Genomic DNA, 8,874 nt, shown 5'->3' on the forward strand with positions numbered 1-8,874 from the left:
CTCATGCCGGCAATCAACGTCTCCAAGGCGACCCGCGAGCAAGACCATGAGCAGAGTCGGGCGTCGACGGTCTTCGACCTGGCCGAAATGCCGCTGCGCGAGCTCAACCAGGCGCTACACAATCTGACCCCTGGTTCGAACGAGACCGCCTGGGAAGTGCTGAACCCAAAAGGCAGCCATTCCGTCGCCGTCGGCGTCGACCAGCCGATCACCATCGATGTCCACGGCAGCGTCGGCTATTATTGCGGCGGCATGAACGACGGCAGCGCCATCACCGTGCATGGCTCGGCGGGACCCGGCGTCGGCGAAAACATGATGTCGGGTTCGATAACGGTCAAAGGCGATGCCAGCCAGTATGCCGGCGCCACCGGCAGGGGCGGGCTGCTGGTCATCGAAGGCAATGCGTCGTCGCGCTGCGGCATCTCGATGAAGGGCATCGACATCGTCGTCCACGGCAATATCGGCCACATGTCGGCCTTCATGGCGCAATCCGGCAATCTGGTGGTGCTGGGCGATGCCGGCGACGCGCTCGGCGATTCCATCTACGAGGCGCGGCTGTTCGTGCGCGGCAAGGTCGAAAGCCTCGGCGCCGACTGCATCGCCAAGGAGATGCGGCCAGAGCATCTGGAACTCCTGCAGGGCCTTCTCGACCGTGCCGGCGCGACCGGCGTCAAGGCGGCGGAATTCAAGCGTTACGGCTCGGCGCGCACGCTCTACAATTTCAACATCGACAACGCCGACGCGTATTGAGGCTCTATGACCTATCGCAACCCGCCGACGACGCCGCGCAAATCCGCGACTTTCGACGACTACACGCTCTCCGAGATCCGCCGCGCGGCGGCGACCGGCATCTATGATATTCGCGGCGCCGGCGCCAAGCGCAAGCTTCCGCATTTCGACGACCTGCTGGTGCTCGGCGCCTCGATCTCGCGCTATCCGCTCGAAGGCTATCGCGAGCGCTGCGACACCAGCGTGGTGCTGGGTTCGCGCCATGCGAAAAAGCCGATCGAACTGAAAATCCCGATTACCATCGCCGGCATGAGTTTCGGGTCGCTCTCCGGCCCGGCGAAGGAAGCACTCGGCCGCGGCGCGACGCTGTCGGGCACCTCGACGACCACCGGCGACGGCGGCATGACCGAGGAAGAGCGTGGCCATTCCAAGACGCTGGTCTACCAGTATCTGCCATCGCGCTACGGCATGAACCCGCGCGATTTGCGGCGGGCGGATGCCATCGAGATCGTCGTCGGCCAGGGCGCCAAGCCCGGCGGCGGCGGCATGCTGCTTGGCCAAAAGATCTCCGACCGTGTCGCCGAAATGCGCACGCTGCCGAAGGGTATCGACCAGCGCTCGGCCTCGCGCCATCCCGACTGGACCGGGCCTGACGATCTGGAAATCAAGATCCTGGAACTGCGCGAAATCACCGACTGGGAAAAGCCGATCTACGTCAAGGTCGGCGGCGCGCGGCCCTATTACGACACAGCCCTTGCGGTTAAGTCAGGCGCCGACGTCGTCGTGATCGACGGCATGCAGGGCGGCACCGCCGCCACCCAGGAAGTGTTCATCGAGAATGTCGGCCAGCCGACGCTTGCCTGCATCAGGCCGGCGGTGCAGGCACTGCAGGATCTCGGCATGCACCGCAAGGTGCAGCTGATCGTCTCCGGCGGCATCCGCAATGGCGCCGACGTCGCCAAGGCGCTGGCGCTCGGCGTCGACGCGGTGTCGATCGGCACGGCCGCACTTGTCGCGCTCGGCGACAACGACCCGCGCTGGGAGGCGGAGTACAACGAGCTCGGCACTACCGCCGGCGCCTATGACGACTGGCATGAGGGGCGCGACCCGGCCGGCATCACCACGCAAGACCCCGAACTAATGAAACGGGTCGATCCGATAGCGGCCGGCCGACGGCTGGCGAATTATCTTAAGGTGATGACGCTGGAGGCGCAGACGATCGCGCGTGCCTGCGGCAAGAACAGCCTGCACAATCTCGAGCCCGAGGATCTCGTCGCGCTGACGATCGAAGCCGCCGCCATGGCCGGCGTACCGCTGGCCGGCACCAACTGGATACCGGGGAAAAACGGCTTCTAAGATATATCAAACCACCAAGAATGCCATAAGCGAGGAACTACAATGGGGAACGATCTCGCCGCCTTTGCCAAAGAGAACGGCGTCAAATATTTCATGATTTCCTACACCGACCTGTTCGGTGGGCAGCGCGCCAAGCTGGTGCCGGCGCAAGCCATCGCCGACATGCAGAAGGACGGCGCCGGCTTTGCCGGCTTTGCCACCTGGCTCGACCTGACGCCGGCGCATCCAGACATGCTGGCGGTGCCGGATCCGGATTCGGTCATCCAGCTCCCGTGGAAGCCGGAAGTCGCCTGGATTGCTGCCAATTGCATTATGGACGAAAAATCGGTCGAGCAAGCGCCGCGCAACACGCTGAGGCGGCTGATTGACGAGGCCGCCGGCGACGGTATGCATGTCAAGACCGGCGTCGAGGCCGAGTTCTTCCTGATCTCGCCGGACGGCAAGAGGATTTCCGACGATTACGACACAGCGTCAAAGCCCTGCTACGACCAGCAGGCGGTGATGCGCCGCTACGATGTCATCGCCGAGATCTGCGACCACATGCTGGCACTCGGCTGGGGCCCCTACCAGAACGACCATGAGGACGCCAACGGCCAGTTCGAGATGAACTGGGCCTTCGACGACGCGCTGGCGACCGCCGACAAGCATTCCTTCTTCAAGTTCATGGTGAAATCCGTTGCCGAAAAGCACGGCCTGCGCGCCACCTTCATGCCAAAACCGTTCCCCGGCCTGACCGGCAATGGCTGCCATGCCCATATCTCGGTGTGGGACAAGGACGGCAAGACCAATGTCTTTGCCGACAACGCCATGGAGCTCGGCCTGTCGGCGAAGGGCAAGAATTTTCTCGGCGGCATCATGAAACATGCCTCCGCACTTGCTGCGATCACCAACCCGACGGTCAATTCCTACAAGCGCATCAATGCGCCGCGCACCATTTCGGGCGCCACCTGGGCGCCGAACTCGGTGACCTGGACCGGCAACAACCGCACCCACATGGTGCGCGTGCCCGGCCCCGGCCGTTTCGAGCTGCGCCTGCCCGACGGCGCGGCAAACCCTTATCTGCTGCAGGCCGTCATCATCGCCGCCGGCCTCGACGGCATCCGCTCGAAGGCCGATCCGGGCAAGCGCTACGACATCGACATGTACCAGTTCGGCCATACGGTGGAGGGTGCGCCGAAGCTGCCGCTCAACCTGCTCGATGCTTTGCGCGAGTTCGACAATGACAAATCGCTCAAGGCGGCGCTGGGTGAGGAATTCTCGTCGGCTTATCTAAAGCTCAAGCACCAGGAATGGAATTCCTATGCTTCCCACTTCACCCAGTGGGAGCGTGACCACACGCTGGATATCTAGAGCATCGGACCGAAAAGTGTGAAGCGGTTTTCGGATGATTCCGATGCGCCAAGAAAGGTGCTGCGTGGCGTGAGCGATCTCGGAATAGATTTATGAAATACTCGATCTTCTCCCTCGCCCGCGCCGCGTTTTCCGGTCACAAGACCTGGCAGCGCACCTGGCGTGACGCCAGCCCGAAGGATCACTACGACGTGGTGATCATCGGCGGTGGCGGCCACGGCCTGGCGACAGCGTGGTTCCTGGCCAGCGAGTACGGCATCAGGAATGTCGCCGTGCTGGAAAAAGGCTGGATCGGCTCCGGCAATGCCGGCCGCAACACCACCATCATCCGCTCCAATTACGGGCTGCCCGGCAACACCGGCTTCTACGAACTGTCGATGAAGCTGTGGGAGCGCATGGAGCAGGATCTCAACTACAACACGATGGTCAGCCAGCGCGGCGTCATCAACCTCTACCATTCCGATGCGCAGCGCGACGCCTATGCGCGGCGCGGCAACACGATGCGCATCAACGGCATCGATGCCGAGCTGCTCGACCTGGCGGCGGTCAAGAAGATGATGCCGTTCCTGAACTTCGACAATGCACGCTTTCCCGTGCAAGGCGGCCTGCTGCAGCGGCGCGGCGGCACAGCGCGCCACGACGCGGTGGTCTGGGGCTACGCCCATGCGGCGAGCGCGCTCGGCGTCGACATCATCCAGAATTGCGAGGTGACAGGTTTTTCGCGCGACGCCAACGGCAAAGTGACCGGCGTCGAGACTTCGCGCGGCACAATCGGCGCCGGCAAGGTCGGCATGGCCGTCGCCGGCAGTTCGTCGCGTGTCGCGGCGATGGCGGGCCTGCGCCTGCCGATCGAAAGCCATGTGCTGCAGGCCTTCGTCTCCGAGGCGATCAAGCCGCTGCTCCCCAACGTCATGACCTTCGGCGCCGGCCATTTCTATGTCAGCCAGTCCGACAAGGGTGGGCTGGTCTTCGGCGGCGACATAGATGGCTACAATTCCTATGCCCAGCGCGGCAACATGCCGGTCATGGAAGACGTCTGCGAGGGCGGCATGGCGCTGATGCCGATGATCGGCCGCGTGCGCCTCTTGCGCCAGTGGGGCGGCATCATGGACATGTCGATGGACGGCTCGCCGATCATCGACAAGACGCCAGTGGACGGGCTCTATCTCAATGCCGGCTGGTGCTATGGCGGCTTCAAGGCGACGCCCGGCTCCGGCCTCGTCTTTGCCCATCTTCTGGCCCGCGACGAACTGCACACAGAAGCGGCGCGGTTCCGCCTGGACCGGTTCCGGCGGGGTGCTGTGATCGATGAAAAGGGCGTCGGCGCCCAACCGAACCTGCACTGAGGACGGTCCAAAAAGCATGCGTATTGTCTGTCCCTTCTGCGGCGAACGCGAACTCGGCGAGTTCAGCTATCTCGGCGACGCCAAGCCGGTGCGTCCGGCAGCCGGCGCCCCGGAGGACGACGTGTTCGACTATGTCTACCTGCGCGACAACATTGCCGGTGCGATGAGCGAATATTGGTACCATGCTGGCGGCTGCCGGGCCTGGCTGAAGATCACCCGCAACACGCTGACACACCAGATTTCCTCGGTCGAGCCGGCGGCGGGCGCAGGCGCTGCAAAGGTTGGCGCCTGATGGTTAGTCACGCGCAGACGCACCGGCTGGAGAGCGGCGGCCTCATCGACCGCTCGGCGCCCCTGAACTTTCGCTTCGACGGCAAAACCTTTGCCGGCTTCCAGGGCGACACCCTTGCCTCGGCGCTGATCGCCAATGGCGTCAAGCTGGTCGGCCGCTCGTTTAAATACCACCGGCCGCGCGGCATCCTGACATCAGGCTCGGAAGAACCCAACGCGCTGGTCGAGCTGCGCACGGGCGCGCGGCGCGAGCCGAACACCAAGGCGACCACGGCAGAACTTTATGACGGTCTGGAAGCGGCCAGCCAGAACTGCTGGCCGTCGCTGCGCCACGACCTGATGGCGGTGAACCAGCTGTTCTCGCCGATCTTCGTCGCCGGCTTCTACTACAAGACCTTCATGTGGCCGGCGAAGTTCTGGGAAGCGATCTACGAGCCGGCGATCCGCCGCGCCGCAGGGCTTGGACGCGCGCCGGGCGTCGCCGATCCCGACCATTACGACAAGGCCTGGGCGCATTGCGACGTGCTGATCGCCGGCTCCGGCCCGGCCGGGCTGGCGACAGCACTTGCCGCCGGTCGCAGCGGTGCCCGCGTCATCCTGTGTGAGGAAGATTTTGCGCTTGGCGGCCGCCTGCTTGCCGACGGCGGCACGATCGACGGCATGCCGGCGGCCGAATGGACTTCCCGCACCCTGGCCGAACTCGCCACGCTGCCCGATGTTCGCATCATGAACCGCACGACGCTGTTTGGCGTCTATGATGGCGGCACCTATGGCGCGATCGAACGGGTCAACGATCATCTGCCCTCGCCGCCCGAACACCAGGTGCGCCAGCGGCTGTGGCGGATCGTGGCCAAGCGCTGTGTCGTTGCCGCCGGCGCCATCGAACGGCCGATCGTCTTTGCCGGCAATGACACGCCCGGCGTGATGATGGCTTCGGCGATGCGGACCTATGTCGCGCGCTATGCGGCGACCCCTGCGAAGAGGATCGCCCTGTTCACCAACAATGAGGATGGCTGGCGCACAGTCGAGACCGCGCTCAGTGCCGGATTGCAGATCGCGGCCGTCGTCGATGCTCGCCCAGACGTGTCCGCCGCGCATCGCGCGCTTGCCGCCAAAGCCGGCTTTCCCGTGCTGAACGGTTCGGTCGCCAGTGTCGAAGGCGGCAAGGACGGTGTCAGGAAAATCTCGATATCGCTGACCGGCGGCGCACGCGCGGAAGTCGAAGCCGACGGACTTGCCGTTTCCGGCGGCTGGAACCCGGCGGTCGGGCTGACCTCATACCATCGCGGCCGGCCGAAATGGCAGGACGATATATCAGCCTTCGTGCCGGACGGCGCCCCTCCGGGCATGGTGGCCGCCGGTGCTGCCAACGGCGCCTTCGGCCTCGGCGCATGCCTGAGCCAAGGGTTTGCCGCCGGTGCGGCAGCGGCACACAGTGCCGGACACCACGGCAATGCCGGCACGCCGCCAGTCGCCGACGACGAGGCTTTTTCGCTGGCTCCGCTCTGGCATGTCGCAGGCAAAGGCAAAGCCTTTGTCGACTACCAGCATGATGTCACCGCTTCGGACATCGAACTGGCGCAGCGCGAAGGCTTTGAATCGGTCGAGCATCTCAAGCGCTATACGACGCTCGGCATGGCCACCGACCAGGGCAAGACCTCGAACGTCGCTGGCCTCGCCATCCTGGCGGCGGTATCAGGCAAGTCCATTCCCGAGACCGGCACGACGATCTACCGTCCGCCCTATGTGCCGGTCGCCATCGGCGCCTTTGCCGGCCATCATCGCGATGAGAACTTCCATGCGACAAGGCTGACGCCATCGCATCACTGGGCAGCAGAACAGGGCGCGGTGTTCGTCGACACCGGCCTGTGGAAGCGCGCGCAATGGTATCCGCGCGCCGGCGAGAAGGACTGGCTGGAATCGGTCACCCGCGAGGTCAAGGCGGTGCGCTCTGGCGTCGGCTTCTGCGACGTCTCGACGCTTGGCAAGATCGACGTGCACGGACCGGATGCCGGCGCCTTCCTCGACCGCGTCTACATCAACACCTTCTCCAATCTTGCGGTGGGAAAAGCGCGCTACGGGCTGATGCTGCGGGAGGACGGCATGGTCTATGACGACGGCACCACGTCGCGGCTGGCCGAGGACCATTATTTTCTGACCACCACCACCGCCAAAGCCGGGCCGGTGATGCAGCATCTCGAATTCTGCCGGCAGGTGCTGTTTCCTCAACTCGACGTGCAACTGACATCCGTCTCCGACCAGTGGGCGCAATTCTCGATCGCCGGGCCGAAGACCCGGGACCTGCTTCGAGATATGATCGATCCAGCCGAGGATTTGTCGAATGAGGGCTTTCCGTTCATGGGGGCGCGGGAAGTAGCGCTTCGCGGCGGCATCAAGTCACGGCTGTTCCGCATCTCGTTCTCCGGCGAGATGGCGTTCGAGATTTCCGTTCCCGCCCGCTACGGCGACGCGCTGGTGCGCAATCTGATGCTGGCCGGCAAACAATTCGGCGTGACGCCTTATGGCACCGAGGCGCTTGGCGTCATGCGCATCGAAAAGGGCCATGTCGCCGGACCGGAGCTGAACGGCACGACGACTGCTGCCGACCTCGGGCTTGGCAAGATGATGTCGACCAAGAAGGATTTTATCGGCCGCGTCATGGCCGGGCGCGAGGCGCTGGCGGCAGCGGATCGGCAGGTCGTGGTTGGCATCAAGCCGACCGACAAGACGCGCCGCCTGCGCTCCGGCGCACATGTCATTCCGAAGGGCGAGATACCAGGTTTCGCCAACGATCAGGGCTATGTCACGTCGGTCTGCTTCTCGCCGACGCTCGACCAATGGATTGGGCTGGCGCTTGTCGAGCGCGGGCGCGAGCGGATCGGCGAGATCGTCCATGCGCATGACCCGCTCCGCGGCGAGGAATACGATGTCGAGCTGTGCAATCCCGTCTTTTACGATCCGGATGGAGGGCGCCAGCGTGGCTGAATCTTCGTGGCTTCCCCGCAGTCCGCTGGAACGCGCGCTTGTTGCGGGCGCTTATGGCGAGCGCCAGGTCGCGCCGGGCATTTTCCTCACTGAAGTTCGCAATTTCGAGTTGATCCAGGTGATGGCGCGGCGCGGCAAAGGGGCGGAACTGGCGAGCGCCACCACAGCCCGTTTCGGCTTAGCGGCTCCGGATGTGCCGAAGGCGGTGAGCGCTTCGGACGTGATGCTCATCTGGTCGGGACCGGATCAGTTCCTCGTCTTATCGAAGGGCGGTAAGTACACGATAAACACATTGAGCCAGGTGTTTTCGCAATCCGCCTCGCTGTCGGACCAGTCGCATGCGCGCGCCTGGATCAGCGTCTCGGGAGCCAAGGCGCGCACCATGCTGGCGAAATTGTCGTCGATCGATCTGCACCCGACGGCGTTTCCGATCGGCGCCGCTGCCGCGACGTCGATCGACCATACCAGCGTCAATCTCTGGCGCGGCGATGACGGGCCGGATGGGCAGGCGGTGTTCAATCTTCTGGTGTTTGCAACCTTCGCCGAAAGCTTGTGGCACACAATGCTCGACGCGGCCGCCGAATACGGCGTCGACATCAGGCATTCCGAGGAATTCGCGTAAAGTTTCATCCGCGTGTCTGCGGCCGGCACGAAGCCTCACCTTGCCAAATCCGGCCTTGCCGCCTATTCTTGCCGCTAAAATAATTTCACGTACAGGCAAACTTGTTTCTCGAAACTGGGGTTGAGATGAGCCAGTCGCCCTACCCCGCCGTCGCCGCCGGACCGCCCCGGCCGAGCCTGATCCTGCGGCCCGGCC

7 protein-coding genes are annotated in these 8,874 nt (G+C 64.2%); all 7 read left to right on the plus strand.

Annotated elements, in window-relative coordinates; translation table 11 throughout:
* The first annotated feature begins 3 nt into the window (after positions 1-3).
* The 7 genes from EOA85_RS02700 to EOA85_RS02730 all read left to right on the plus strand — a co-directional run bounded on the left by EOA85_RS02700 (position 4) and on the right by EOA85_RS02730 (position 8,679).
* A complete protein-coding gene (locus tag EOA85_RS02700; RefSeq protein WP_164759460.1) occupies positions 4-750 on the plus strand; it encodes a GXGXG domain-containing protein in 747 nt (248 codons plus the stop codon).
* Between the two features lie 6 nt (positions 751-756).
* Positions 757-2,085, plus strand: coding sequence for an FMN-binding glutamate synthase family protein (locus tag EOA85_RS02705; RefSeq protein ID WP_127208265.1), 1,329 nt, complete (start codon positions 757-759; stop codon positions 2,083-2,085).
* Positions 2,086-2,127: 42 nt separating this feature from the next.
* On the plus strand, positions 2,128-3,435 hold the full coding sequence (gene glnT, locus EOA85_RS02710; RefSeq protein ID WP_127208266.1) for a type III glutamate--ammonia ligase: 1,308 nt from the start codon (positions 2,128-2,130) through the stop codon (positions 3,433-3,435).
* A 92-nt stretch (positions 3,436-3,527) separates the two neighbouring features.
* The gene (locus tag EOA85_RS02715; protein ID WP_029355341.1) at positions 3,528-4,781 is read left to right on the plus strand and encodes a sarcosine oxidase subunit beta family protein; all 1,254 of its coding nucleotides are present in this window, start codon (positions 3,528-3,530) and stop codon (positions 4,779-4,781) included.
* Between the two features lie 16 nt (positions 4,782-4,797).
* On the plus strand, positions 4,798-5,073 hold the full coding sequence (locus tag EOA85_RS02720; RefSeq protein WP_127208267.1) for a sarcosine oxidase subunit delta: 276 nt from the start codon (positions 4,798-4,800) through the stop codon (positions 5,071-5,073).
* Positions 5,073-8,057 (plus strand): sarcosine oxidase subunit alpha, encoded by a 2,985-nt coding sequence (locus EOA85_RS02725; protein ID WP_127208268.1) that lies wholly within the window; start codon positions 5,073-5,075, stop codon positions 8,055-8,057. Before EOA85_RS02720 ends, EOA85_RS02725 begins: the two co-directional genes overlap by 1 nt.
* Positions 8,050-8,679 carry a sarcosine oxidase subunit gamma family protein gene (locus EOA85_RS02730; protein ID WP_127208269.1) on the plus strand — a complete coding sequence of 210 codons (630 nt, stop codon included), beginning with the start codon at positions 8,050-8,052 and terminating at the stop codon, positions 8,677-8,679. Before EOA85_RS02725 ends, EOA85_RS02730 begins: the two co-directional genes overlap by 8 nt.
* The last annotated feature ends 195 nt before the right edge of the window (positions 8,680-8,874 follow it).

Origin of the sequence: Mesorhizobium sp. M5C.F.Ca.IN.020.29.1.1 (assembly GCF_003997375.1) — a bacterium.
Taxonomy (GTDB): domain Bacteria; phylum Pseudomonadota; class Alphaproteobacteria; order Rhizobiales; family Rhizobiaceae; genus Mesorhizobium; species Mesorhizobium wenxiniae.

What these genes read in the sequence shown, in the direction of transcription:
- EOA85_RS02700 (WP_164759460.1), top strand. Translation starts at nt 4, where the DNA reads ATGCCGGCAATCAACGTCTCCAAGGCGACCCGCGAGCAAGACCATGAG.
- glnT (WP_127208266.1), top strand. Translation starts at nt 2,128, where the DNA reads ATGGGGAACGATCTCGCCGCCTTTGCCAAAGAGAACGGCGTCAAATAT.
- EOA85_RS02705 (WP_127208265.1), top strand. Translation starts at nt 757, where the DNA reads ATGACCTATCGCAACCCGCCGACGACGCCGCGCAAATCCGCGACTTTC.
- EOA85_RS02725 (WP_127208268.1), top strand. Translation starts at nt 5,073, where the DNA reads ATGGTTAGTCACGCGCAGACGCACCGGCTGGAGAGCGGCGGCCTCATC.
- EOA85_RS02720 (WP_127208267.1), top strand. Translation starts at nt 4,798, where the DNA reads ATGCGTATTGTCTGTCCCTTCTGCGGCGAACGCGAACTCGGCGAGTTC.
- EOA85_RS02715 (WP_029355341.1), top strand. Translation starts at nt 3,528, where the DNA reads ATGAAATACTCGATCTTCTCCCTCGCCCGCGCCGCGTTTTCCGGTCAC.